The 25,778-nt window shown below is 61.6% G+C and carries 20 protein-coding genes and 3 tRNA genes; 20 read left to right on the top strand and 3 right to left on the bottom strand.

All coding sequences use genetic code 11. From position 1 onward, the window contains the following. Nucleotides 1–119: 119 nt before the first annotated feature. The 5 genes from ACSQ17_RS02595 to ACSQ17_RS02575 all read left to right on the top strand — a co-directional run bounded on the left by ACSQ17_RS02595 (nucleotide 120) and on the right by ACSQ17_RS02575 (nucleotide 9,237). Nucleotides 120–674: a CvpA family protein gene (locus ACSQ17_RS02595; protein ID WP_436067467.1), complete on the top strand. Its 555-nt coding sequence runs from the start codon at nucleotides 120–122 to the stop codon at nucleotides 672–674. Nucleotides 675–719: 45 nt separating this feature from the next. Further along, nucleotides 720–2,228 carry an amidophosphoribosyltransferase gene (gene purF / locus ACSQ17_RS02590; protein WP_257778887.1) on the top strand — a complete coding sequence of 503 codons (1,509 nt, stop codon included), beginning with the start codon at nucleotides 720–722 and terminating at the stop codon, nucleotides 2,226–2,228. A gap of 45 nt (nucleotides 2,229–2,273) precedes the next feature. Beyond that, nucleotides 2,274–3,485: an O-succinylhomoserine sulfhydrylase gene (locus ACSQ17_RS02585; RefSeq protein WP_436067466.1), complete on the top strand. Its 1,212-nt coding sequence runs from the start codon at nucleotides 2,274–2,276 to the stop codon at nucleotides 3,483–3,485. 224 nt (nucleotides 3,486–3,709) lie between these two features. Beyond that, the gene (locus ACSQ17_RS02580; RefSeq protein WP_436067465.1) at nucleotides 3,710–6,349 is read left to right on the top strand and encodes a LuxR C-terminal-related transcriptional regulator; all 2,640 of its coding nucleotides are present in this window, start codon (nucleotides 3,710–3,712) and stop codon (nucleotides 6,347–6,349) included. 143 nt (nucleotides 6,350–6,492) lie between these two features. Then, nucleotides 6,493–9,237, top strand: coding sequence for a peroxidase family protein (locus tag ACSQ17_RS02575; RefSeq protein WP_436067464.1), 2,745 nt, complete (start codon nucleotides 6,493–6,495; stop codon nucleotides 9,235–9,237). A gap of 135 nt (nucleotides 9,238–9,372) precedes the next feature. Here ACSQ17_RS02575 and gspD read toward each other — a convergent pair whose 3' ends face one another. Next, entirely contained in the window at nucleotides 9,373–11,322 is a 1,950-nt protein-coding gene (gene gspD, locus ACSQ17_RS02570) for a type II secretion system secretin GspD (protein WP_436067463.1), read from the bottom strand. A 4-nt stretch (nucleotides 11,323–11,326) separates the two neighbouring features. Further along, nucleotides 11,327–11,971, bottom strand: coding sequence for a type II secretion system protein N (locus ACSQ17_RS02565; protein ID WP_436067462.1), 645 nt, complete (start codon nucleotides 11,969–11,971; stop codon nucleotides 11,327–11,329). A 246-nt stretch (nucleotides 11,972–12,217) separates the two neighbouring features. Between ACSQ17_RS02565 and gspE the strand changes: the two genes are divergently transcribed. From gspE to ACSQ17_RS02505, 12 genes are all read left to right on the top strand, one after another. Continuing rightward, entirely contained in the window at nucleotides 12,218–13,705 is a 1,488-nt protein-coding gene (gene gspE, locus ACSQ17_RS02560; RefSeq protein ID WP_436067461.1) for a type II secretion system ATPase GspE, read from the top strand. Then, a complete protein-coding gene (gene xcpS / locus ACSQ17_RS02555) occupies nucleotides 13,705–14,922 on the top strand; it encodes a GspF family T2SS innner membrane protein variant XcpS (protein ID WP_436067460.1) in 1,218 nt (405 codons plus the stop codon). Before gspE ends, xcpS begins: the two co-directional genes overlap by 1 nt. Before the next feature lie 3 nt (nucleotides 14,923–14,925). Then, nucleotides 14,926–15,351 carry a type II secretion system major pseudopilin GspG gene (gene gspG / locus ACSQ17_RS02550; protein WP_257778607.1) on the top strand — a complete coding sequence of 142 codons (426 nt, stop codon included), beginning with the start codon at nucleotides 14,926–14,928 and terminating at the stop codon, nucleotides 15,349–15,351. Nucleotides 15,352–15,356: 5 nt separating this feature from the next. Next, nucleotides 15,357–15,899 carry a type II secretion system minor pseudopilin GspH gene (gene gspH / locus ACSQ17_RS02545; protein WP_436067459.1) on the top strand — a complete coding sequence of 181 codons (543 nt, stop codon included), beginning with the start codon at nucleotides 15,357–15,359 and terminating at the stop codon, nucleotides 15,897–15,899. After that, on the top strand, nucleotides 15,896–16,285 hold the full coding sequence (gene gspI / locus ACSQ17_RS02540) for a type II secretion system minor pseudopilin GspI (protein ID WP_436067458.1): 390 nt from the start codon (nucleotides 15,896–15,898) through the stop codon (nucleotides 16,283–16,285). Before gspH ends, gspI begins: the two co-directional genes overlap by 4 nt. After that, nucleotides 16,282–16,980, top strand: a complete 699-nt coding sequence (gspJ, locus tag ACSQ17_RS02535) for a type II secretion system minor pseudopilin GspJ (protein WP_436067457.1) — start codon at nucleotides 16,282–16,284, stop codon at nucleotides 16,978–16,980. The genes gspI and gspJ overlap by 4 nt, the downstream gene beginning before the upstream one ends. Next, nucleotides 16,977–17,942, top strand: coding sequence for a type II secretion system minor pseudopilin GspK (gene gspK, locus ACSQ17_RS02530; protein ID WP_436067456.1), 966 nt, complete (start codon nucleotides 16,977–16,979; stop codon nucleotides 17,940–17,942). Before gspJ ends, gspK begins: the two co-directional genes overlap by 4 nt. After that, a complete protein-coding gene (gspL, locus tag ACSQ17_RS02525) occupies nucleotides 17,939–19,069 on the top strand; it encodes a type II secretion system protein GspL (RefSeq protein ID WP_436067455.1) in 1,131 nt (376 codons plus the stop codon). Before gspK ends, gspL begins: the two co-directional genes overlap by 4 nt. Further along, a complete protein-coding gene (locus ACSQ17_RS02520) occupies nucleotides 19,066–19,587 on the top strand; it encodes a type II secretion system protein M (RefSeq protein ID WP_436067454.1) in 522 nt (173 codons plus the stop codon). Before gspL ends, ACSQ17_RS02520 begins: the two co-directional genes overlap by 4 nt. 125 nt (nucleotides 19,588–19,712) lie before the next feature. Then, nucleotides 19,713–19,788: transfer RNA gene (locus ACSQ17_RS02515), tRNA-Val, on the top strand. Nucleotides 19,789–19,820: 32 nt separating this feature from the next. After that, a tRNA-Asp gene (locus ACSQ17_RS02510) sits at nucleotides 19,821–19,897 on the top strand. 99 nt (nucleotides 19,898–19,996) lie between these two features. Next, nucleotides 19,997–20,073 (top strand) — tRNA-Asp (locus tag ACSQ17_RS02505). Between the two features lie 280 nt (nucleotides 20,074–20,353). Here the strand turns inward: ACSQ17_RS02505 and ACSQ17_RS02500 are convergent. Further along, entirely contained in the window at nucleotides 20,354–21,391 is a 1,038-nt protein-coding gene (locus ACSQ17_RS02500; RefSeq protein WP_436067453.1) for an AraC family transcriptional regulator, read from the bottom strand. A 221-nt stretch (nucleotides 21,392–21,612) separates the two neighbouring features. On the opposite strand from ACSQ17_RS02500, the gene ACSQ17_RS02495 reads away from it, so the two are divergent. The 3 genes from ACSQ17_RS02495 to ACSQ17_RS02485 all read left to right on the top strand — a co-directional run bounded on the left by ACSQ17_RS02495 (nucleotide 21,613) and on the right by ACSQ17_RS02485 (nucleotide 25,777). Further along, nucleotides 21,613–23,646: an FAD-dependent oxidoreductase gene (locus ACSQ17_RS02495; RefSeq protein ID WP_436067452.1), complete on the top strand. Its 2,034-nt coding sequence runs from the start codon at nucleotides 21,613–21,615 to the stop codon at nucleotides 23,644–23,646. A 126-nt stretch (nucleotides 23,647–23,772) separates the two neighbouring features. Further along, the gene (locus ACSQ17_RS02490) at nucleotides 23,773–24,141 is read left to right on the top strand and encodes a nuclear transport factor 2 family protein (RefSeq protein WP_436070415.1); all 369 of its coding nucleotides are present in this window, start codon (nucleotides 23,773–23,775) and stop codon (nucleotides 24,139–24,141) included. 265 nt (nucleotides 24,142–24,406) lie between these two features. Beyond that, nucleotides 24,407–25,777 (top strand): chromosome partitioning protein ParA, encoded by a 1,371-nt coding sequence (locus ACSQ17_RS02485; RefSeq protein WP_436067451.1) that lies wholly within the window; start codon nucleotides 24,407–24,409, stop codon nucleotides 25,775–25,777. Nucleotide 25,778: the final 1 nt, after the last annotated feature.

Genomic DNA, 25,778 nt, shown 5'->3' with positions numbered 1-25,778 from the left:
GTCAGTTCAGGCAAATCGCCGGATTGGCCGGGCATTTCAGCGGTTGGTGAATCCTTTGCTTACTCCCTTTGTAGGTGCTCTGCTAAAATGCAGCGCCTTTCCCGTCGGTAACCTGCATCGTGGCATTCACCTGGGTCGATTGGGCGATCATCGCCATTGTCGCCATTTCAAGTCTGATCAGTCTGAGCCGAGGCTTCGTCAAGGAAGCCCTGTCGCTGCTTACCTGGATCATTGCTGGCGTGGTCGCCTGGATGTTCGGCGGCGCGTTGTCGCAGCACCTGGTGGACTATATCGATACGCCCTCGGCGCGCGTGATTGCAGGGTGCGCCATTCTATTTGTAGTCACCCTGCTGGTGGGAGCTCTGGTCAATTATCTGATTGGTGAACTGATACGGGTGACCGGTCTGTCGGGCACTGATCGCTTTCTCGGCATGGTCTTCGGCGCGGCGCGCGGTGGCCTGCTGGTCGTGGTGCTGGTTGGGCTGATCAGCCTGGCCCCGGTGCAGCAAGACAGCTGGTGGCAGGAGTCAGCACTTCTGCCACATTTTCTGATGGTTGCAGACTGGTCGAAAAACCTGATTCTGGGGATGTCCAGTCAGTGGCTTGCCAGCGGCGTGACAGCGCCGGTGGAGTTACCGTTCAAAGAGGCGCTGCTGCAGCCAAAGCTGCCGTAAGTGCATTGCGAATCATCGTGTTTCATTGAGTAGGGGTTGCGTCACATGTGCGGCATTGTCGGTATCGTCGGTAAATCGAACGTCAATCAGGCGCTGTATGACGGGCTGACCGTCCTCCAGCACCGCGGCCAGGATGCTGCCGGTATTGTCACCAGCCATGATGGTCGCCTGTTCCTGCGCAAGGATAACGGTCTGGTGCGTGATGTGTTCCAGCAGCGGCACATGCAGCGCCTGGTCGGCCATATGGGCATCGGTCACGTGCGCTACCCGACTGCGGGCAGTTCCAGCTCGGCCGAAGCGCAACCGTTCTACGTCAACTCGCCGTATGGCATCACCCTGGCGCACAACGGCAACCTGACTAACGTCGAGCAGCTGGCCAAGGAGATCTACGAGTCGGACCTGCGCCATGTCAACACCAACTCCGATTCGGAAGTGCTGCTCAACGTGTTCGCTCACGAGCTGGCCCAGCGCGGCAAGTTGCAGCCCACCGAAGAAGACGTGTTTGCCGCTGTGACCGATGTGCACGAGCGCTGCCTGGGTGGTTATGCGGTGGTGGCGATGATCACCGGTTACGGCATCGTCGGCTTCCGCGACCCTAACGGTATCCGCCCGATCGTCTTCGGTCAGCGTCACACCGACGAGGGCGTGGAATACATGATCGCCTCGGAAAGCGTGTCACTCGATGTGCTCGGTTTCACCCTGATCCGTGACCTCGCGCCAGGTGAAGCGGTATACATCACCGAGGAAGGCAAGCTGTTTACCCGCCAGTGCGCCGCGAATCCGAAATATGCGCCGTGCATCTTCGAGCACGTTTACCTGGCACGTCCGGACTCGATCATGGATGGCATCTCGGTGTACAAAGCGCGTCTGCGTATGGGCGAGAAGCTGGCCGAGAAGATCCAGCGCGAGCGTCCGGATCATGACATCGACGTGGTTATCCCGATTCCGGATACCAGCCGTACCGCAGCGCTGGAACTGGCCAACCACCTGGGCGTGAAATTCCGCGAAGGCTTCGTCAAGAACCGCTACATCGGCCGTACCTTCATCATGCCGGGCCAGGCGGCGCGCAAGAAGTCCGTGCGGCAGAAACTCAACGCCATTGAGCTGGAGTTCCGCGGCAAGAACGTGATGCTGGTGGATGACTCCATTGTGCGTGGCACCACCTGCAAGCAGATTATCCAGATGGCCCGCGAAGCCGGGGCGAAGAACGTGTATTTCTGCTCGGCGGCACCGGCGGTGCGTTACCCGAACGTCTACGGCATCGACATGCCCAGCGCGCACGAGCTGATCGCCCACGGTCGCAGCACCGAGGAAGTCTGCGAGCTGATCGGTGCTGACTGGCTGGTCTATCAGGACCTGCCGGATCTGATCGAAGCGGTCAGCGGCAGCAAGAAGATCAAGATCGACAACTTCGACTGCGCGGTGTTCGACGGCAAGTACGTCACCGGTGATGTCGATGAGGCTTACCTGAACCGTATCGAGCAGGCGCGTAACGACGCCACTAAGGCCAAGTCGCAGGCGGTCAGTGCAATCATCGACCTGTATAACAACTAGGTTGCAGCCCGGCCCGCTGTGGCGGGCCGGTTGAAGGAATTGGCAATGATGAATGAATGGCAAGCCGGGCGTCTGGACAGTGATCTGGACGGCGTCGGTTTCGACACCCTGGCGGTCCGTGCCGGCCAGCACCGCTCACCCGAAGGTGAGCACAGCGAGGCGATCTACCCGACCTCCAGCTATGTATTCCGCTCGGCGGCCGACGCGGCTGCGCGTTTTGCCGGGGAAGTGCCGGGTAACGTTTACTCGCGCTACACCAACCCGACGGTGCGTGCCTTCGAGGAACGCATCGCCGCCCTGGAAGGCGCCGAACAGGCAGTAGCCACCGCGTCTGGCATGTCGGCGATTCTGGCGATTGTCATGAGTCTGTGCAGCGCTGGCGATCACGTGCTGGTATCGCGCAGTGTATTCGGCTCGACCATCAGCCTGTTCGAGAAGTACCTCAAACGCTTTGGCGTGCAGGTCGACTACGTGCCTCTGGCAGATCTCGACGGCTGGGCCGCTGCGTTCAAACCCAGCACCAAGCTGCTGTTTGTCGAGTCGCCGTCCAACCCGCTGGCCGAATTGGTGGACATCCCGGCTTTGGCCGAGATTGCCCACAGTAAAGGCGCGCTGCTGGCGGTGGATAACTGCTTCTGTACCCCGGCGTTGCAGCAGCCGTTGAAGCTCGGTGCCGATGTGGTGATGCACTCGGCGACCAAATATATCGACGGCCAGGGCCGCAGCATGGGCGGCGTGGTCGCCGGTTCGGTCAAGCTGATGACCGAAGTGGTGGGTTTTCTGCGTACCGCCGGGCCGACGCTCAGCCCGTTCAATGCCTGGGTTTTCCTCAAGGGTCTGGAAACCCTGCGCATTCGCATGCAGGCGCATTGCGCCAGCGCGTTGCAACTGGCGTTATGGCTCGAGCAGCAACCAGGCATTGAGCGTGTGTATTACGCAGGCTTGCCCAGCCATCCGCAGCATGAACTGGCCAAGCGTCAGCAGAGTGCCTTCGGTGCCGTGGTCAGCTTTGAGGTCAAGGGCGGCAAAGAGGCCGCCTGGCGCTTTATTGATGCCACGCGGGTGATTTCCATCACCACCAACCTCGGTGATACCAAGACCACCATTGCCCATCCGGCGACCACTTCCCATGGCCGTCTGACACCGGCCGAGCGGGCCAATGCCGGGATTCGTGACAACCTGATCCGCGTTGCCGTCGGTCTTGAAGACCTGGCTGATCTGCAGGCGGATCTGGCGCGCGGTCTGGCGGCGCTCTAAGCCACTCCCAGCACCTGGCGGGCGGCCCGCCAGGTGTTCGATTGTTTACCAGCGGCTTTTTCTTGCTTCGCGCTATCTGATGGCGTGCTCAACTTTGGGCCAACCTTTGGCTAGCCGCAGGCGAACTTTGACGCACTTCAAATTTTCTCCCTGCACAGGCGCTAGCATCCATCGCCAGGCGCGGCGTCTGACCGCGCGACAATAATAAGAACAGGGTCTGCCTGATGGACCGACTTCAACCGTGCGTTTTGTCTGCCAATGGTGTGCTCCGCCAGAGTCTGCTGGACCTGCTGGGGCGCAGTGAAGATTTTGCCCTGACCTTGTTGCTGGCCCCGGCGGGCTCCGGCAAGTCGACCTTGCTGCAGCATTGGCGTGCTCGCTGTGCGGCGACGCTGGTGCATTACCCGCTACAGGCGCGGGACAACGACCCACTGTGTTTTTTCCGCCATCTGGCCGAAGGCATTCGCGCCCAGGTCAGTGATTTCGATACGTCCTGGTTCAACCCGCTGGCGCTGGCGTCCAGCCTGTCACCACGCTTGCTGGGCGAGTTGTTCGGCGATGCGCTGGAGCGGGTCGACGGGCCGCTGTTTATCGCCTTCGATGATTTTCAGTGGATCGAGTCGCGCAGCATTCTGGAGGTGATGGCGGTGCTGTTGGAGCAGCTTCCGAGCCATGTTCATCTGATCATCGCCAGCCGCAATCACCCAGGCTTTGCTCTGAGCCAGCTGAAGCTGGAAAACCGCCTGCTGTGTATTGATCAGCACGACTTGCGCCTGTCCGCCGAGCAGGTACAGCAGCTCAACCACCACCTGGGCGGGCAGGCGCTGAATCCGGATTACCTCGACAGCCTGCTGGGTATGACCGAAGGCTGGGTGGCCGGGGTGAAGATCGCCTTGTTGGCCTATGCGCGTTTCGGCACCCAGGCATTGCAACGGTTCAACGGCAGCCAGCCGGAAATCGTCGATTACTTTGGCCATGTGGTGCTGCGGCAGTTGCCACCGCCGCTGCGTGAGTTTCTCCTTTGTTGCGGGTTGTTCGAGCGATTTGACGGTGCGCTCTGTGACCATGTGCTGCAGCGCACGGGCTCGGCGCTGTTACTGGAGGAACTGGCTGAGCGGCAGTTGTTCCTGCTGCCAGTGGAAAACCAGCCCGGCAGCTTTCGCTTCCATGCGCTGTTGCAGGACTTTCTCTGCCGGCGCCTGCTGATTGAGGAATACGCCCGTTTGGATCAGTTGCACAGCCGCGCGGCGGATTACTTCATGCATTTGGGCGCGCATGAGCAGGCTTTGCAACATGCCCGCCACTGTGCGGGTCAGCAGCTGTTTCTCGGGCTGCTGGAGCAGAGCTGCGCGGCCTGGGTTCGCAGCGGCCAGTTCGGTGACATCCTGCGCTGGCTGGAGCCGTTGCCGGAAGCGCTGCTGCTGGCTCAGCCTAAGCTCTTGGGCTGGCTGATTGCCGCGTTGTCACTGTCGCGGCGTTTTCATCAGGCGCATTACCACCTGGAATTACTCGATGACCTACAGGAGCGCGCACCGAGCGCGAACCTGGAGCCGGCTACGCGGCAGTTTCTCGCTCTGCTGCTTGGCTTGTTCGAACAGGACAAGGACTTTGAGCCGCCGCCGACCTGGCGTGAGCTGCTTGGGCCAGGGCAGGATCTGGAAATCCGCGCCTGTACTCTGGCGGTGATTGCCTACCAGCACCTGCTGGCTGCGCGTCTGCAAGAGGCCACTCGCTTTGCCAGTGAGTCCAAGCAACTGCTGGCGCAATGCGGGCACAGTTTTCTGGAGAGCTACACCGACCTGATCATCGCCCTGTGCCACCGCAATGCCGGGCGCGCCACTCACGCACGCAAGCAGGTGTGTCTGGATTATCAGGGCACCGATCCGGCCTCGCCGGCCTGGGTCAACCGCGCCACGGCAATGGTGGTGGTGCTCTACGAGCAGAATCAGCTGGATGAGGCGCAACAGCTGTGCGATGAGCTGATGGCGATGGTCAACTCGTCTTCGGCCACCGAGGCGATTGCCACGGTTTACATCACCCTGTCGCGGCTGTTGCACCGGCGTCAGCAGCACGCACGGGCCAGTCGCTTGCTGGATCAACTGTCATGCATCCTGCAACTGGGCAACTATGCGCGGTTTGTCAGCCAGGTGGCTCAGGAAAGCATGCGTCAGGCTTGGCTTGGCGGTAAGGCAGCCGCCATGGACGCGGTGGCCCAGCGTTATGAGCTGCTGGCGCGTTTGCAGGCCGGGGAGTGGGAAACGGTGCGGCCTTATGATGAAAGCTGGGAGCGCCTGGGGCTTGCTTGCGTCTACTGGTTGCAGGCGCGCGGTGCGCAGGTGCAGGCGGCGCGGATTCTCAAGGTGCTCGGTGCGGCGCTGCAGCGCAGTGAAATGCGCGCGCGACTGCTGATCGTCGAGGCCAATCAACTGGTCTTGGCTGCGCCCACACAGAGCAAAACCCAACAACTGGAGGCGCTCAGCCGTCTGGTGGAGGCCCATGGCATCGTCAATATCAACCGCTCGGTATTTGATGAGGCCCCTGGTTTTGCTGCGGGTGTGCTGAGTCTGGTACAGGCCGGTTTGCTCGCCGTGCCAGACAAGTATCGCGAGCATTATGCTGAATTCCTGCAGGGTGAACAGACCGTGCCGCCGTTTGATCCACTGGCCAGTGGCCTGCTCACCGGGCGGGAAGTGGAGGTGTTCGAGTGCCTGCTCAGCGGGCTGTCGAACACGCAGATCAGCGACAAGACCGGTATTGCCCTGTCCACCACCAAATGGCACCTGAAGAACATCTACTCCAAGCTCAATGTCTCCAGCCGCACCGAGGCGATTCTCGCCGTACGGCCGCGCGCCTCACTCAGCTAGACCCCCACCTTCCCACCGACTGATTGGCGACCACCCCTCCGCGGGAGGGGGGCGTTGCGTCAGCACGACCAATAGGCTTGATCCTGCGCTGCTATGTCGGTAGCCGCCTTGTCCGTACAACAATAAAAACGGGAGCAATTGCCATGTCGGTATGGGTCACCTGGCCAGCTTTGACCAAGCTGGGAACGCTGGGCGTAGTCTCCGGACTACTGGTGCTGGCGGTCGAACGCCAGTCGTTGTTCGAGAACAACCTCTTCGATGTTGAACGCTATGCCGGCTACAACGCCGAAATCACCTGTGACGCCCGCAGCCTGGCGGCCCGCACCGAGGATGGCACCTGTAACATTCTCAGCAACCCGGCCGAGGGCTCGGTGTACCGGCGCTTCGGGCGCAACGTCAACCCGGCGGTCACCCATGGTGAAACCAGCACGCTGCTGACCCCCAACCCGCGTGAGGTGAGTAACAAGCTGATGGCGCGTGGCGAGTTCAAGCCAGCCCCCAGCCTGAACTTTATTGCCGCCGCCTGGATTCAGTTCATGGTCCATGACTGGTTCGACCATGGCCCGAATGCCGATGCCGATCCGATCCAGTTCCCGCTGCCGCCGGGCGATGTGTTGGGCAGTGGCAGCATGTCGGTCAAGCGTACCCAGCCTGACCCGAGCCGCAGCAGCGCCGACGCGGGCAAGCCGCAGACCTACCGCAACCACAACACCCATTGGTGGGATGGTTCGCAGCTCTACGGCAGCAACAAGGCCACCAATGACAAAGTCCGCTCGTTTGTTGATGGCAAGCTCAAGGTCAATGCCAACGGCACCCTGCCCAGCGAACTGCTCAGCGGCAAGCCGGTCACCGGATTCAACGAAAACTGGTGGGTTGGGCTGAGCATGCTGCATCAGCTGTTCACCCTTGAGCACAACGCCATCGCCAGCAAACTCAAGCAGAAGTACCCGACGCAGAGCGATCAGTGGCTGTACGACCGCGCGCGGCTGATCAACTCGGCGCTGATGGCCAAGATTCACACCGTGGAGTGGACTCCGGCGGTGATCGCCAACCCGATCACCGAGCGGGCCATGTACTCCAACTGGTGGGGCCTGCTCGGCCAGGGCGGCCCGCGCGATGACTTCCAGGCCGAAGTGCGCATGCTGCAAGCGGATTTGGCCAAGTCCGACTCGTTCGTCAAACGCATCCTCGGTTTCGACCCGAATGTTGCGCCGGGTGTTGGCAACAGCGCCATCGACCACGCCCTGACCGGCATCGTCGGCTCCACTGCACCCAATAACTACGGCGTGCCATTCACCCTCACCGAAGAGTTCGTTGCGGTGTACCGCATGCACCCACTGATGCGCGACAACGTGCAGGTGTATGACATCGGCTCCAACCAGGTGTCGCGTACCATCGCTGTGCAGAACACCCGCGACCGTGATGCCGAGAACCTGCTCAATGTCGAGCGTCCGGAGCGTCTGTGGTACTCCTTCGGTATCACCAATCCGGGTTCGTTGACGCTGAACAACTACCCGAACTTCCTGCGCAACCTGTCGATGCCGCTGGTTGGTGATATCGACCTGGCCGCCATCGACGTGCTGCGTGACCGTGAGCGTGGTGTACCGCGCTACAACGAGTTCCGTCGGCAGATCGGTCTCAACCCGATCACCAAGTTCGAGGACCTGACTAAGGACGCCGCGACCCTGGCTGAGCTCAAGCGCATCTACGGCAACAACATCGAGCGCATCGACACCCTGGTGGGCATGCTCGCTGAAACCGTGCGCCCGGAAGGTTTTGCCTTCGGCGAAACGGCCTTCCAGATCTTTATCATGAACGCTTCGCGCCGCCTGATGACCGACCGCTTCTACACCAAGGACTATCGTCCTGAGGTGTATACCCCGGAAGGCATCGACTGGGTCGAACACACCACCATGGTTGATGTGCTGCGCCGTCACAATCCGCAGCTGCAAGCCAGCCTGGTTGGGGTGGAGAACGCCTTCAAACCCTGGGGTCTGAACATCCCGGCGGATTATGAAAGCTGGCCGGGTGCCAACAAGCAGGAAAACCTCTGGGTCAACGGCGCATTGCGCACCCAGTACGCGGCGGACAAGCTGCCGGCGTTGCAGCCGGTGAATGTTGGCGGGCTGATTGGCTCGATCCTGTGGAACAAGGTCAAGGTGCGCAGCGACGTGGCCCCTGCCGGTTATGAGAAGCCGATCCATCCGCATGGCGTGATGGCCAAGGTCAAGTTCGTTGCCGTGCCGAACAACCCCTACAGCGGGCTGTTCCAGGGCTCCGACAATGGCCTGCTGCGTTTGTCGGTGACCGGTGATCCGGCCGACCGCGGTTTTGCCCCAGGCTTGGCGTGGAAGGCCTTTGTCGATGGCAAACCGTCGGAGAACGTGTCCGCGTTGTACACCCTGAGCGGGCAGGGCAATAACCATAACTTCTTCGCCAACGAGCTGTCGCAGTACGTGGTGCCGGAAGCCAATGACACCCTGGGCACGACCATCCTGTTCTCGGCAGTGAGCCTCAAGCCGACGCTGTTGCTGCTCAACGACATGGCAGAAGTCACTCAGGCGGGCGCCGCTGTGGCCAAGCCCAAGGCGCCGACGCAGATCTACTTTGTGCCGCGTACTGAGCTGAGCAATCGTTTCGCCAGCACACCGCACGATTTCCGTGCCGACCTGTTGACCCTGAATGCAGGCACCAAGGTCTATGACGTGTACGCCACCTCGATGGAGATCAAGACCTCGATCATCCCATCGATCAGTCGCAGCTACGCCACCCAGCGGCGTAACAGTGCAGTGAAGATCGGTGAGATGGAGCTGACTTCGGCCTTTATCGCCTCGGCCTTCGGTGACAACGGCGTGTTCTTCAAGCACCAGCGTAACGAAGACAAATAAGCGTCAGACGCTGCAACGCAAAAGGCCTCGGTAGTGATACCGAGGCCTTTTTATTTTCTGCTGTTTTTTCTGTAAGAGCGGCCCATGCTTGCGATGGTTGTTCGCGGGCATGGCCCTCTCCTGAACGCGAGAGGGTTACTCGCGCAGGTCGATGGCGCCGGGCTCGGCTTTGTCGAACAGGTGGTTTGGGTTGCTCGGCAGAATGCCTGGGCGGTAGTCCTCACGCACATCGCCCAGTACGCGGATATCGCTGTACTTCTTGCCGGACAGTGCGGCCATGCCGGCACCATCGCGTACCACGGTCGGGCGCAGGAATACCATCAGGTTGCGCTTGATGCGGGTTTCCTTGGTCGAGCGGAACAGTGCTCCGATCAGCGGAATATCGCCAAGCAGCGGCACCTTGGAGTCGGCCTGGGTGACGTCATCCTGAATCAGCCCGCCAAGCACGATGACCTGGCCGTTCTCGGCAAGGATGGTGCTCTTGATCGAGCGCTTGTTGGTGATCAGGTCAACCGCATTGACGCCCTGGCTGGTGGGGGCGATGGAGGAGATTTCCTGCTCGATCTCCAGGCGCAGGGAGGCGCCTTCGTTGATATGCGGGGTGACCTTGAGGGTCACGCCGATGTCCTGGCGCTCGATGGTGGTGAAGGGGTTGTCGGCCCCCGAGGCGCTGGTGGTGAAGGAGCCGGTCTGGAAGGGCACGTTCTGCCCGACGAGGATTTCCGCTTTCTGGTGATCCAGGGTCAGCAGGCTCGGCGTGGATAGCAGGTTGCTCTTGCTGTTGGCCGACAGTGCAGTGATCAGTACGCCGAAGTCATCAGTGCCCAGGCCGATGATGGCGCCATCGGGCAGGTTGTTCAGGGTGTTGTTGTCGGTATCACTGTCGCGATCCTGAATCGCTTGCAGCACCCGGCCAATCGACAGCCCGGTGCCAGCGAAATTGGTGCCGCCCAGGCCGCCGGTACTGCCGCGGGCATCCACCGCCCACTGCACGCCCAGGGCGTCACTGATATCACCGGAGACTTCGACAATCGCGGCTTCAACCATCACCTGGGCGCGCGGCACATCCAGCTGGCGCACGATGTCTTCCAGAGTCGCCACCACGTCAGGCTCGGCCAGCAATACCAGGGCGTTGAGGCTTTCGTCGGCGCGAATCAGGATGGTTTGCGGCTTGCCGGTAGTTTCCCCGCCGGCTTCCGGTTTGAGCTTCTCGGAAATCTCGCCGAGGGTTTCCGCCAGGCTCTTGGCATCGCCATGGCGTAGGCGAATCACCCGGGTGTTAGCTGAGCGGCTGGTGGGGGTGTCCAGTGACTGGGCCAGGGCCACCAGTTTGGCCCGCGCGGCCGGCGGGCCGAGCAGAATCAGGCGGTTGGTACGGCCGTCGGCGATCACCTGAGTGCCCGACGCACCCTTGGCCTGGCCGCGATCCACGGCATTGCGCAGCACTTCGGCGGTGTCCATGACCCAGGCGTGCTGCAGGTTGAGCACGCTGTAGTCATTCTGGCCTTTCTGGTCGAGCTGGCGCAGCAGGTCTTCAATGCGCTCAATGTTGGCAGTGCGGTCACTGATGATGATTGCGTTGGCCGTGGTGATGGCCGCCAGGTGACCATACTGCGGCACCAGTGGACGGATCAGCGGAATCAGCTCGGTGGCGGAACCGTGCTGCACCTGGATCAGTCGGGTTTCCAGACGGTCCGGTGCGCTGCGGCCGGCATCCGCATCGGCCTTGGCCTCGGCGTTGGGCACGATGCGCGCCTGATCGCCTTGAGTAATCACGCTGAAACCGTGGGTGGCCATCACCGAAAGAAACAGCTGATAGACCTCGGTCAGCGTCAGTGGGCTGTTGGACACCACGCTGACCTGGCCCTTGACCCGCGGGTCGACGACAAAGGTCTGCCCGCTGATCTGCGCCACCTGATCGATGAATTCGCGGATATCGGCACCCTTGAGATTGATGGTCCAGCTTTCCTCCTGCTGGCTGGCGCTGGGCGCCACAGCAGTAACGGCAGCACTCAGCGGCAGTGGGCTGCAAGCCAGGCCCGCAGCCAACAAAGCAAAGGTAAGGCGCGAAAGAGTCGGGGTCATCGTGTCAGTTGTTTTCCGTGGGCTGTTCGGTGGGTTCTGGGCTGTCCGGCACGCTACCGGAGGCCTGCATCTGCTGGCGCAGGGCGTCCATGCGTTCGCGCAGCTGGACCAGGTCATCGGATTCCAGTTCGCTGAGCTGCTCCAGCGGGTCGGCCACAACCTCGCTGGTGCTGCTTTGCAGGCTGCTGGTCGCTGAGTTGCTGATGGGGAAGCTGAGGCTTTCACGGCGGCCATTGCGTAACAGCTCGACGCGGTCGGCGGCCACGGCATGCAGGCGTACACCGCTGCTGATTTCACTGTTGATGGTGTAGCGCTGGGCGCTGCTGCCTTCGCTGCGAATAATCGCGCTGGAGCGCTGCGGGTCGGCATGCACAAAGCTGCCGAGCAGGGTCAGACGCAGGGTGGTGTTGGGCGCGGGGCTGTCGTTGGCCACGCTGCTGGTGCCGAACAGCTGACCGATTTCAGTGGGCTGCGCAGTGGTTTGGGCGCTGTGCGCCGAGGTTTCAGTCGTTTTCGCCGGGGTGCGTAGCAGGCGCAACCAATCGGCACTTTGCCAGGCCAGGCTGACGCTCATGGCGGTTACCAGCGCAAGGCCCACCAGGGTGGTGGCATGGCGCTGCAGCCAGCGTTGGGAAGCCAAAAAGGGCAAGGGGCGTCACTCCGGAACTTATTATTATGTGGCGTGGATCGCGCGCTGATCATAGACACTTGCCGGGCATTTGGCAGCCCCCCGTTGGGGTAGTGTGTCGATCCGCTCAATGTGCTAAAGATAGCGCGCTGTTTTCATGCTATTTCCGCCAACTTACAACAATTAATTCACAGAACCCTGGCTTGCTGTCCTGCGTTTGGCGTCCGTTACGCGGCGTCGGGTTACTGTGCTAAAGGCATGTTACGAATGAATGCGCTGCTTATCGAAGTGCCCTCAAGGCGTCTGCCATTCAGCTTTGCCAAGCGCCAAGGGGTGCTGTTGCTGAATGCTGACGGTGTGCCGAGTCTGGCCTACCGGCCAGGCGTTGACCCGGTGGCATTGGCCGAGGCGCAACGTTTTGCCGGCGTACAGCTGCCATTGCAGGCGCTATCGCTAGAGGCTTTCGAACAGGCCCTGGGCAAGGCCTATCAGCATGATTCGGCGTCCATGCAGTTGGCCGAGGACATCGGTGGCAGTCTTGACCTGGCCGCCTTGGCCGAGCAGGTGCCGGAAACCGAGGATCTGCTGGAGCAGGAAGACGATGCGCCGATCATCCGCCTGATCAACGCCATCCTCGGCGAGGCGATCAAGGAAAACGCCTCGGATATTCACCTGGAAACCTTTGAAAAACGCTTGGTCGTACGCTTCCGCGTGGACGGCATTCTGCGTGAGGTGCTGGAACCCAAGCGCGAACTGGCGGCGTTGCTGGTGTCGCGGATCAAGGTCATGGCGCGCCTGGATATCGCCGAGAAACGCATCCCTCAGGACGGGCGAATTTCCCTGAAAGTCGGCGGCCGCGAGGTGGATGTGCGGGTTTCGACCCTGCCGTCGGCCAATGGCGAGCGGGTGGTGCTGCGCTTGCTGGATAAACAGGCCGGTCGCCTGAATTTGCAGCACTTGGGCATGAGCGTGCGCGACCGCGACCTGATGGAAGCCACGGTGCGTAAACCCCACGGCATTCTGCTGGTCACCGGGCCGACCGGTTCGGGTAAGACCACCACGCTGTACGCCAGCCTGGTGAGCCTGAATGACCGCACGCGCAATATCCTCACCGTCGAAGACCCGATTGAATACCACCTCGAAGGTATCGGTCAGACCCAGGTCAACTCCAAGGTCGACATGACCTTCGCCCGTGGCCTGCGTGCCATTCTGCGGCAGGACCCGGACGTGGTGATGGTCGGTGAGATTCGCGACAAGGAAACCGCCGAAATCGCCGTGCAGGCCTCGCTGACTGGCCACCTGGTGCTCTCGACCCTGCACACCAATAGCGCCATCGGCGCGATTACCCGCCTGGTGGATATGGGCATCGAGCCGTTTCTGTTGTCCTCATCCCTGCTCGGGGTGCTGGCGCAACGCCTGGTGCGGGTGCTTTGCCCGCAGTGCAAAGAGGCCTATCAGGCTGACGAAGCCGAGTGCGCCTTGCTTGGCGTGTCCTCGGCAACGCCGCCAACCCTCTATCACGCCCGTGGCTGCGCGCACTGTCATCAGCAGGGCTATCGCGGTCGAACCGGCATCTACGAGCTGGTGGTGTTCGACGACCACCTGCGCACCCTGATTCACAACGCCGCCTCCGAGCAGGACATGACCCGTCACGCCCGCAGCCTCGGCCCGAGCATCCGCGAGGATGGCCGGCGCAAGGTGCTGGAAGGGGCGACCACGGTTGAGGAAGTGCTGCGCGTGACGCGAGAAGAATAATGGCCGCGTTCGAATACCTCGCCCTCGACGGTAAGGGGCGTCAGCAGAAGGGCGTGCTGGAAGCTGACAGCGCGCGTCAGGTGCGGCAGATTCTGCGTGAGCGCCAGCTGGCGCCGCTGGATGTCAAAGCCACGCGCACCCGTGAACAGACTGGCGCAGGTTCGCACTTCAGTTTTGCTCGTGGTATTTCCGCCCGCGATCTGGCGCTGATCACCCGGCAACTGGCGACTCTGGTGCAAGCGGCGTTGCCGATTGAGGAAGCCCTGCGCGCGGCGGCTGCCCAGGCCAGTTCGCCGCGCATTCAAAGCATGTTGCTGGCGGTGCGTGCGCGGGTGCTGGAAGGTCATGATTTGGCCAGCAGTCTGAAAGAATTCCCCTCGGCTTTCCCTGAGCTGTACCGCGCCACCGTGGCGGCGGGCGAGCATGCCGGTCATCTGGGCCCGGTGCTGGAGCAGTTGGCTGACTACACCGAACAACGCCAGCAGTCGCGGCAGAAAATTCAGCTGGCGCTGCTTTATCCGCTGATTCTGATGTGCGCGTCCTTGCTGATCGTCGGCTTTCTGCTCGGTTATGTGGTGCCGGACGTGGTGCGGGTGTTTATCGATTCCGGACAAACCCTGCCGGCGCTCACGCGCGGTCTGATTGCCCTGAGTGATTGGGTCAAGGGCTGGGGCTGGCTGGCAGTGATTCTCGTCATTCTGGGTGTGTTCGTCCTGCGTTGGGCGCTGCGTGATGACGCGCTCAAGGCGCGCTGGCATGGCTTTCTGCTGCGCATTCCGCTGGTGGGACGCTTGATTCGCGCTACTGACTGCGCGCGTTTTGCCTCGACCTTGGCGATTCTGACTCGCAGCGGCGTGCCGTTGGTTGAAGCCCTGGGTATTGGTGCGCAGGTGATCGCCAACCGGGTGATTCGCGCCGATGTGGTGATTGCTGCGCAGAAGGTCCGCGAGGGCGGCAGCCTGACCCGTGCGCTGGAGGCCAGCGGGCAGTTTCCGCCGATGATGCTGCACATGATCGCCAGCGGCGAACGCTCGGGTGAGCTGGACCAGATGCTGGCGCGCACAGCGCGCAATCAGGAAAACGACCTGGGTGCCCAGGTGGCACTGCTGGTGGGGCTGTTCGAGCCTTTTATGCTGGTCTTTATGGGGGCGGTGGTGCTGGTGATCGTACTGGCCATTCTGCTGCCGATTCTGTCTCTCAATCAGTTGGTGGGGTAAGCAGTGAATAAGCGTCAATCCGGTTTCACGCTGATCGAAATCATGGTGGTGGTGGTCATTCTGGGGATTCTGGCTGCCCTGGTGGTGCCGCAGGTGATGAGTCGGCCCGATCAGGCCAAGGTCACCGTGGCCAAGGGCGATATCAAGGCCGTAGCGGCCGCGCTGGACATGTACAAGCTGGATAACCATGCCTACCCGAGCACCCAGCAGGGCCTGGAAGCGCTGGTGAAGAAGCCTTCCGGTAACCCGCAGCCGAAGAACTGGAACCGTGACGGTTACCTCAAGCGCCTGCCGGTTGACCCTTGGGGCAACGTCTACCAATACCTGGCGCCGGGCACCAAGGGGGCTTTCGACCTGTATTCCCTGGGCGCTGACGGGAAGGAAGGCGGCAGCGATCAGGATGCCGATATCGGTAACTGGGATCTCTGATTCTTATGCGCCAGCAACCGAGCCCGGCCGGGGGCTTTACCCTGATCGAACTGCTGGTGGTGCTGGTGATTCTTGGCAGTCTGATCGGTATTGCGGTGCTCAGCGTGGGCATTGCCGGCCCTGGACGCGAGTTGCATAACGAAGCTGAACGGCTGGCCGGGCTGATTGGTGTACTCGCCGAAGAGGCCGTACTGGACAACCAGGAGTACGGCCTGTTGCTCAGCCGCGAGGCCTATCAGGTGCTGCGCTATGAGCCGCTCAAGCAGCAATGGCAGACGCTGAATGACAAACCCCATGCCTTACCAACCTGGGCCGAACTCAGTGTTGAGCTGGAAGGCACGGCGCTGGAGTTGCCAGCGCCCGAAGGTGAAGCTGCGCGCAAAGGTGCGTTGGTGCCGCAGTTGCTGTTGTTATCCAGTGGCGAGATCAGCCCGTTTCGTGTGCGCTTGCACGAGCGACGGGCCAATGGCCTGCGCTTGCAACTGGCCAGTGATGGCTTTCAGCTGCCCAAGGTCGAGATTGAACAACCGGCAGGGCGCAGCCGATGAAGCGTGTGCAGGGCTTCACCTTGCTTGAAGTGCTGGTGGCGCTGGCGATCTTCGCCCTGGTCGCGGCCAGCGTGTTGAGCGCCACAGCGCATAGCCTGCAAACCGCCTCGCGATTGGAAGAGAAAACCCTGGCCATGTGGATCGCCGATAACCGCCTGACGGAGCTGCAGTTGTCGCAAAGCCCGGTGGCGGATGGCCGTGAGCAGGGTGAGGTGGAGTTCGCCGGGCGCCGCTGGCAGTGGCAAAGCGAGGTGCAGGGCACCAGCGAGCCGGATATGCGCCGCGTGACCTTGTGGGTCGCCCCCATGCCTGCGGAGCGTGCCGCAGGCGAGGTGCGTGAGCGCGCCGTGGTCAGCCTCAATGGCTTTCTCGGGGTGATGCAATGAGGGTGGCGCGCGGTTTCACCCTACTCGAACTGCTGATTGCCATCGCCATCTTTGCATTGCTGGGCCTGGGCACCTACCGCATGCTCGACAGTGTGTTGCAAACCGACCAGGTCACCCGCGCCCACGAACAGCAACTGCGTGAGCTGGTGCGGGCTATGGCGGCGTTTGAGCGGGATGTGCTGCAAGTGCAGGTGCGTCCGACGCGTGATCCGTTTGGTGATCCGCGTGCGGCCCTGCTCGGTGAAGACCTGGAAAGCCCGGCGCTGGAACTGACCCGCAGCGGCTGGCGCAATCCGCTTGGGCAGCCGCGGGCCAGCTTGCAACGGGTACGCTGGCAGCTCAGTGGTGAGCAATGGCAGCGGCGCTACTGGACGGTGCTGGACCAGGCGCAGGACAGCCAGCCGCAGATTCAGCAGGCACTGGATGGTGTGACACAGCTGCAGCTGCGTTATCTGGATCAGCAAGGTCTCTGGCAGAGCAGCTGGCCGCCGCTGGAAAAGAACCCTGACGAGGCACTCAAGGTGCTGCCGCAAGCCATTGAGCTGGTCTTGCAGCATCGCCGTTATGGCGAGGTGCGGCGTCTGCTGCGCCTGCCGGAAGGTTTGCCCGAGCGTCTGGCGCAACAAGCCCCGGGCGAGAATCCTGCCGACCCTGGTGACGCGGGTGATGAATCGGCTGCGCAGGTGCAGCCATGAGGCAGCAGCGGGGTATGGCACTGATCACCGTGCTGCTCGTGGTTGTTGTGGTCACGGTGGTCAGTGCCGGGATCATCGCGCGTCAGCAGCTGTCGATCCGCAGCAGCGCCAATCAGTTGCATGTGCGTCAGGCGTGGCAGTACGCCCTGGGCGGCGAAACCCTGGCCAAGGCCATCTTGCAGCGCGACCTGCGCCAGGGCGACCCGCGTGCACCAATTGATCATCTCGCCGAGGTCTGGGCCAAACCGCGCCCGCCGTTTAGCCTGGATGAAGGCGGTGCGCTGCGGGTGCAGATCAGCGATCCGACAGGGCGCTTCAACCTCAACAGCCTGTTGCGTCAGGGCCAGCCCAACGAGGCGGCAGTCGGGCAATTGCGTCGCCTGTTGCTCGGTTTGCAGATCGATACGCCTTACGCCGAACGTCTGCTCGACTGGTTGGATGGCGATGACCAGCCCAATGGCGGTTACGGCGCCGAAGATAACCAGTACCTGCTGGCCCAACCGCCTTATCGGGCTGGCAACCGCGAGCTGGCTGATGTGTCCGAATTGCGCCTGCTGCTGGAAATGAGCGAGGCGGATTATCAGCGCTTGCTGCCTTATGTCAGCGCTTTGCCGGCCGATGCCACCCTCAACGTCAACACTGCCAGTGCGCGGGTGCTGGCCAGCCTGGCAGAAGGGCTACCGCTGAGTACAGCGCAGGGGTTGGTCGCTGCGCGGGGCAGCGAGGGCTATCGTGATCTGCCGAGTTTTATGGCCCAGCTCAGCGGTTTGCAGGTGCAAAGCCAGGGCCTGGCAGTGGGTAGCCAGTATTTTCAGGTGGTGAGCGAGGTCACGGTCGGCGAACGCCGGCAGATTCTGCGCAGCACCGTGCAACGCGCCAGTGATGGCCGCGTATATGTTCTAGCCCGTGATCTGGGGCAGGGTGCAATGGCGCCAGTGCCTGTCGAGGAAGTGCAACCATGAGTCAGACCTATGTGTTCCTGCCGCCGGCCGCGTGCAGCGCGGTACAGGCCGAACTGCCGGTGCAGCGGGTGGTGGCCGGGGTGAGCGAAACCCTGGTGTTCGAGGCGGTGCAAGCGCAGCTGGCTGGCAACTGGACCCTTGTATTACCCGTCGAGGCGGTGACGTCCTGTGCGGTCAATCTGCCAACGCGCAAGGCCCGCTGGTTGCGTCAGGCGCTGCCATTTGCGGTGGAAGAAATGCTCGCCGAAGAGGTCGAACTGATGCATCTGGCCCTGGGTGAGCCGTTGGCCGATGGCCGTCATCGTGTGTTTGCCGTGCGCCGCAGTTGGTTATCGGCCTGGCTGGCCTTGTGTGCAGTGCCACCCCAGGCGATTGCCGTGGATGCCGACCTGCTGCCTGGGCCGGGAACGGCGCTGCTGTCACTGCACGGGCGCTGGTTGCTGGGCGGTGAGAATGTCGCGCGGATGGCCTTGCAAGCGCAGGACTGGCCGCAGCTGAGCCCCTTGTGCGCGCAACCGCAGGTGGCCTGGTGTGATGCGCCGCAGCGCGCGCCGCAGCCAGTGGATGAAACGATGGCGCTGGCGGATCCCTTTGTTTGGCTGGCCCAGCAACCACTGCGCAATAACCTGGCGCAAGGTGAGTTCGCTGTTCAGTCCAGTGGCGGTCAATGGCAACGCTGGCGACCGCTGCTGGGGTTGGTGGGCATGTGGCTGGTGTTGCAGTGGGGCTTCAATCTGGCTCAGGCCTGGCATCTGCAACGTCAGGCGGATGAGTACGCGGCGGCCAGCGCGGCGCTGTACAAGGAGCTGTTCCCGCAGGACAGCAAGCTGGTCAATCTGCGTGCGCAGCTTGATCAGCATCTGCAGGGCAGTGCCGGCGCCGGACACAATCGTCTGCTCGGCCTGCTCGCTCAGGTCAGTGGGGCAATGGCGGGTGGGCAGGTGCAGATCAGTCAGGTGGATTTCAGCGAGGTACGCGGGGATCTGGCCATGCAGGTGCAGGCTCCGGGGTTTGCTGAGCTGGAACGCCTGCGTGAGCGTTTGCAGGAAAGCGGTCTGGCGGTACAGCTGGGCTCGGCCAGTCGGGAAGGCGCAGGTGTCAGCGCGCGCGTGGTGATTGGAGGATGAGCATGACTTCGCAAAGCAAGGGTTTTACCGCGCAGCTGGATAACTCGCAACTGGTGCAGCGTTGGCGCAGCCTGGCTTCCCGTGAACAGCTCGCCCTCGGCAGCCTGGCGCTGTTCCTGTTGCTAGTGCTGCTTTACCTGACGCTCTGGCAACCCGCGCAGCAGCGTTTGCAGGCCGCGCGCAGTGCCTTTGAAACGCAGCGCGAACTGCATGCCTATCTGCAGAGCCAGGCGCCGGCGGCACGCGGCTTGGCCAGTGCACCGCAGCAGAGTATTGATCCGGCGCGCCTGCAAGGCACCGTGACTGCCAGTGCAGCGACTCAGGGGCTGACCATCGAACGGCTGGACAATGCCGGCGACGGTGCGTTGCAGCTCAACCTGCAACCGGCCCCCTTTGCTCAGTTGCTGCGTTGGTTCACCGTGCTGCAAGAGCAGGGCGTGCAAATCGCCGAAGCCGGGTTGGATCGCGCGGATGACAATAAGGTCGCAGCTCGGTTAAGTCTGCGGGTGGCGCAATAAGGGTATGGCGAGCTCTTCAATGGCACCTGTGAAGGGCAGCAGTTTTTACACTTTTTTAGAAAAACTTTAAGCAGGGTGTTGACTTAGGTGCGGGCCTTGCGTAAATTTCGCGCCTCGCAAGCAGCGGGTGATTAGCTCAGCTGGGAGAGCATCTGCCTTACAAGCAGAGGGTCGGCGGTTCGATCCCGTCATCACCCACCACTCTTGTGAATTGGACGAAAGTCCACCGACGCGCAGCGGTAGTTCAGTCGGTTAGAATACCGGCCTGTCACGCCGGGGGTCGCGGGTTCGAGTCCCGTCCGCTGCGCCATATTTTCCAGCCTGGGTTAGCTCAGGTTGAGATGAAAAAGCCCTAAGGGCTGATTTATCAGACGAAGCAAGAGTTCTACGGACGCAAGTCCACCGACACGCAGCGGTAGTTCAGTCGGTTAGAATACCGGCCTGTCACGCCGGGGGTCGCGGGTTCGAGTCCCGTCCGCTGCGCCATATATAGGAAGCCCGCTGATAGCGATATCAGCGGGTTTTTTATTGCCCGTCATTTAATTGCGGCAGCTTTTCGGTTGTCGCGCGACAACCTGTCATCTTGCGTTCATCTGCCTGCTCTAGCTTGATTGGCATGCTCTTTGTTTGTGCAATGAGCGGTTGCTGACATATCGAGTGGGAGGAACAGGCAATGGACGATTATCAAGAAGAGCTGCTGGAAGCTCGCGCCACCGAGCAGGATGTGCCGGAGCGCGAGGAAGACGCCACCGAGCTTTGAGCCGTTTTAGAGTGCACGGCGCTGCTCACGGCGATATTCGCCCGGGGTTTGCTGATTCCAGCGTTTGAATGCGCGCTGAAACGCCTCGGCGGAGGCAAAACCGAGCAGGTAGGCGATTTCACCAAAGGCCAGTTCGGTGTCACGGATATAGGCCATGGCCAGGTCGCGGCGGGTGTCGTTGAGGATGCTGCGAAACTGCGTGCCTTCCTCGGCCAGTTTGCGCCGCAAGGTCCAGGTCGGCAGTTGCAGGCGCGCGGCAACTTCCGCCAAGTCGGGCTCGCGGCCGTGCAGCAGCGGGCCGAGCAGTTGGGTAATGCGTTCGCGCAGGTTGCGTGTGCGGGTCAGCTGCGTCAGTTCCCGCTCACAGATTTCCAGCAGGTGCCGCCAGGTACTTGAACAGTGTTCCGGGTTGCGCAGGTTCAGGCTCTGCTGACTCAAGCGCAGCTGGTTATGCTCGCTAGAAAACTCCACCGGGCAGGCAAATAATCCGCCGTACTGCGACGCATAGTCCGGCGCAGGAAATTCGATCTGCACTTTCTCCACTGGCAGGGCCTGTTGCGCCAGCCGGCTCAATTGCTGCGCCCAACTGGCCAGCACTGAATCGACCACAAAGCGGTTGTAGGCGTTATACGGGCTGATCGAATAGAAGCGCAGCCAGGCGCCCTGATGGTCCTCATGCAGGCTCGACTGGCCGCGGTAGTTGGCGGCATACAGCGGTTCGAAGCGGATCAGCGCGCGCGCCGCCTCGCGCACGGTCGGGGCTTGCGCTGCGGTCACGCCGGCGAGGCCGATCTGGCTCAGACGGCTGGCCTGGCCCATCAGCAAGCCGAGTCCGGGCTGATTGCATTGCTGGATGGCGGTATGGCCCAGGCGCATATAGCGCGGGATCGACAGCCGTGCGCGTGGTTCTGCCAGGCGTGCGGCATCCAGGCCGTAGCTGTCGAGCAGGGGCTGCGGGTTGTGTCCGCAGTGGCGCATGGCATCAGCCAGGTTGTCGACAAAGCCAACGGAAAGATCGCCCAGTTTGACCCGTGTGGTTTTCATCGCCTGGCTTTGCCTCTGTCTTGCTCAGGTAGTGCGGTGGCGTCAGGGTAGGCAAGTGCCTGGGTTTTGCCAAGCTGTGCTGCTATTTATGATCAATAAGTTGTAATTTTGAGTCATTGAGGCGCTCGGCTCGGCTGATTATCGTCTAGACCCTATCGACCGCACCCAACAAGAGGCTGCGGCATTCCCGTGAACAGCCAATACCCGATGTGGAGATTTTCATGACTGCTCAGTACCCCCACCTGCTGGCCCCGCTCGATCTGGGCTTCACCACGCTGAAGAACCGTACCCTGATGGGGTCGATGCACACCGGGCTGGAAGAAAAGCCGAATGGTTTTGAGCGCATGGCGGCCTATTTTGCCGAGCGTGCCCGTGGCGGTGTTGGCCTGATGGTGACGGGCGGTATCGGCCCGAACGAGGAAGGTGGGGTGTATTCCGGTGCAGCCAAGCTGAGCACCCCGGAAGAGGCGGAAAAGCACAAGATCGTTACCCGCGCCGTGCATGCTGCGGACGGCAAGATCTGCATGCAGATCCTCCACGCTGGCCGCTATGCCTACAGCCCGAAATCGGTAGCGCCAAGCGCCATTCAGGCACCGATCAACCCGTTCAAGCCCAAAGAGCTGGACGAGGAAGGCATCGAGAAGCAGATCCAGGATTTCATCAACTGCTCCGTGCTGGCTCAGCAGGCTGAGTACGATGGCGTGGAAATCATGGGCTCGGAAGGTTATTTCATTAACCAGTTCCTCGCGGCCCACACCAACCAGCGTACTGACCGCTGGGGTGGCAGCTACGAGAACCGCATGCGCCTGGCGGTGGAGATCGTCCGCCGCGTGCGCGAGGCCGTTGGCCCGAACTTCATCATCATTTACCGCCTGTCGATGCTTGATCTGGTCGAAGGCGGCAGCACCTGGGACGAAATCGTCCTGCTGGCCAAGGCTATCGAGAAAGCCGGTGCGACCCTGATCAACACCGGCATCGGCTGGCACGAAGCGCGTATTCCGACCATCGCCACCAAAGTGCCGCGTGCTGCCTTCACCAAGGTCACCGCCAAGCTGCGCGGCGAAGTCGGTATTCCGTTGATCACCACCAACCGCATCAACACCCCGGAAGTGGCTGAGCAGGTCCTGGCCGAAGGCGATGCTGACATGGTGTCGATGGCCCGTCCGTTCCTGGCTGACCCGGACTTCGTCAACAAGGCGGCTGCTGGTCGCAGTGACGAGATCAACACCTGTATCGGCTGCAACCAGGCCTGCCTGGATCACACCTTCGGCGGCAAGCTGACCAGTTGCCTGGTCAACCCGCGTGCCTGCCATGAGACTGAGCTGAATTACATCCCGACCGTTGCGGTGAAGAAGATTGCTGTGGTCGGCGCCGGCCCGGCGGGCCTGTCTGCCGCCACCGTAGCTGCCGAGCGTGGCCACAGCGTGACCCTGTTCGATTCAGCCAGCGAAATCGGCGGTCAGTTCAACGTGGCCAAGCGTGTGCCGGGCAAGGAAGAGTTTTATGAAACCCTGCGCTATTTCAAGCGCAAGCTGGAAACCACCGGTGTCGATCTGCGCCTGAATACCCGCGTATCGGCCGATGACCTGGCCAAGGGCGGCTACGACGAAATTATCCTGGCCACTGGTATTGCTCCGCGCACCCCGGCCATTCCGGGCATCGAGCACGCCAAGGTGATCAGCTACCTGGACGCCATTCTGCAGCGCAAGCCAGTCGGCCAGAAAGTGGCGGTGATTGGTGCGGGCGGCATTGGCTTCGACGTTTCCGAGTTCATCACTCATCAAGGTGAAGCAACCAGCCTTAACCGCGACGAGTTCTGGAAGGAGTGGGGCATCGATACCGCGCTTGAGGCTCGCGGTGGCGTGGCGGGCGTGCAGGCCCATCCGCACCCGGCGGCGCGTGAGGTGTTCCTGTTGCAGCGCAAGAAAACCAAGGTCGGCGACGGTCTGGGCAAAACCACTGGCTGGATTCACCGCACCGGTCTGAAGAACAAGAACGTGCAGATGCTCAACTCGGTCGAGTACCTCAAGGTCGATGACGCTGGTCTGCATATCAGCATCGCCGGGGGCGAGCCGCAGGTATTGCCGGTGGATACCGTGATCGTCTGCGCGGGTCAGGATCCGCTGCGTGAACTGCAGGAAGGTCTGGAAAACGCCGGCCAGGTTGTACACCTGATCGGTGGCGCGGATGTTGCCAGTGAGCTGGATGCCAAGCGCGCCATCAACCAGGGCTCGCGCCTCGCTGCCGAACTCTGATAACCGACGCCCCGCCTTGTGCGGGGCGTTTTGCATGTGGCTCACAACAATAAGGAGAAGCCCGTGACTGAGAATGTTCAACTGCAACCGGCCGCTGCCGCCACACTGGCGCGCTGGCATACCCTGATGCAGAACAATGACCTGAGTCCATTGCCTGAGCTGTTGCACCCGCAGGCGGTATTCCGCTCGCCCATGGCCTACAAGCCTTATGCCGGCGCGCCCGTGGTGTCGCTGATTCTGAATACGGTGAGCAAGGTATTTGTCGATTTTGCTTACCACCGCGAGTTGGCCAGTGATGATGGCCTCAACGTGGTGCTGGAGTTCAGTGCCAAGGTGGGTGAGCGCGAACTCAAGGGCATCGACATGATCCGCTTTGATGAAAGCGGCCAGATTGTCGATTTCGAAGTAATGGTTCGCCCCATGAGTGGCCTACAAGCCTTGGGTGACGAAATGGGCCGACGCCTGGCGCCTTTTCTGGCAGCCGCCAAAGCCTGACGCGTTGCACCAAATCCATCACAGTTTCGCCCTGTCGCCCGGTTTTTCGCGGCCGGCGGGCAGGGCGACTGCCAACCCAGTCACATTGCTGGGCTTGGTTTTTCCCCTAGACTTGCCTGAACAAGGGTGCATCGCCTGCGCTGTGGGCCTTGCTTGGCTCGTCAGAATATTGGCAGTCTTGCCATTTGCGCCAATTTTTGCGCAGCATACGCATGACCTGTCACGCGCTGAGCGGAGCGTCCCGTTTCGGCCTAGAGGAAAACCGATGAGCATGCAGAACAAGCCGCAGATGGTCGAGGCCGTACTGTTTTTCAGTGAGCGTGGCGGCATCTGCAAGCAAATGTTCTTCCCCGAGTTTGAAGCGTTGCTCGACGGCGTGGTGAACATGCCGGAGTTCGCTGACCAGCAGATGCGCGTGGCCTATGCGCTGATCAACCCACGCCTGTTGATCAAGGCGCTGGTGTTTTTCTACCTGGATTTCGACGAAAAGGGCGCCCCGGATTCTGGCTGGAATATCCCCTTGCAGCACTTGGCCGAGCGTGCTGGGCGCGGGCCTGATCTGGGCGCTGGGCCGATTCGTCTGGCCTGCCGCAGCCAGTGCCCGGTGTCCTGGCACCAGATGCACCTCTGGGACCCGAGCCTGACGCCCGGCAACAATGACCTGGCTCTGCTGCGTGATGTGGTCAAGCGCAACAGTCTGGGTCTGCTGGTCGAAGAAGAAGCGCCGCAGGCGGTTGCCCCCGAGCGCCTGCAGATGGCTTCCGAAGACAAGTGGTATGCCCCTGATTCGGCCCAGGAAGAAGCCGTCAAAGCGAGTGACAAACTCGATCAGGAGCATCGCCTGAAAACGGCGCAGCTGATCAAACAACAGCGTCTGCGGATCAGCAGCCTGACCCAGCAGCACGAGGAAGAACTGGCCAAGTTCAAACTGACCAGTGATGAACAGAGCAAGAATCTGCAGGCGCAGATCCATGGCCTGCATCAGGCCTTACGCCAGCAGGAAGAACACAACGCGGCACTGAAGGCCCAGTTGGCCGCGCAGGCCGCCAGTTTTCAGAGTTCCCGCGAGGAAATGACCGCACAACTGCGCGAGCTGGAGCGTGACGGTCGCAGTGAGACGGACAGCCTGCGTGCGCAGTTCGAGAGCGAGATGCAGGCCAAGATTGCCGCTGCCGTGGCTGAGTACAAAGAGCAGATTGCCATCCGTGATGTCGAACTGGCCTACCGCGGCGAGCAGGACACCCAGGCGCTGCAAGAGATCAACCGGCTCAAGCGCGCCTACACCGAGCTGGTCAGCCAGGGCGGCGACCAGATTCTCGAGCGTCTGGCCAAGCTCGGCGTGGTGTTTGTGGTCTACCACCCAGGCGCCGGTCACCTGACCATTCCATTGCAGGATATCGCCACCTATCAGGACAACCCGTTGGCCTATGCCGCGGCCAAGTGTTTTGTCAGTGAAGAGCAATACCGGCACTGGCTGGCACATTATCAGCAGCCCAGTTGTGAGGCGTTGCTGCCCAGTGGCGAACGCTGTGCCATCCCGATTGACCGCATCGACACGCCCAGCCGGTTTGCCTTGGGTGAATCCAACTGCTGTGCACGGCACAAGGCCAGTAGTCGTTTGCGCACTGTCAGTTAAC

Origin of the sequence: Pseudomonas sp. LjRoot71, assembly GCF_964253255.1 — a bacterium.
Classification (GTDB): Bacteria; Pseudomonadota; Gammaproteobacteria; order Pseudomonadales; family Pseudomonadaceae; genus Aquipseudomonas.
Note: the sequence above shows the minus strand (reverse complement) of the source record. Positions and strands in the feature narration are given on the sequence as shown.